This window comes from Neisseria sp. P0008.S004, from assembly GCF_051962755.1.
GTDB lineage: Bacteria > Pseudomonadota > Gammaproteobacteria > Burkholderiales > Neisseriaceae > Neisseria > Neisseria subflava_A.
Window position 1 is genome coordinate 1 of the sequence record NZ_JBQCUZ010000072.1, and the last position, 204, is coordinate 204.

Genomic DNA, 204 nt, shown 5'->3' on the forward strand with positions numbered 1-204 from the left:
GCTGACTTGTCCTTCTTCATCGACTTCTATGGCCTGACGCTGTTTGCTGCCGGCGGTCTGAATAATGGTGGCGTCAACGACAGCGGCGGATGCTTTCTCTATTTTTAGGCCTTTTTCGGTCAGTTGTCGGTTAATCAGTTCCAGCAGTTCGGACAGGGTGTTGTCTTGCGCCAGCCAGTTGCGGTAGCGGCATAAGGTGCTGTA

1 pseudogene is annotated in these 204 nt (G+C 52.9%); it reads right to left on the reverse strand.

What is annotated here, in order from left to right:
* Window positions 1-204: pseudogene (locus tag ACTHSW_RS10980) on the reverse strand (IS5/IS1182 family transposase); the annotation flags it as partial.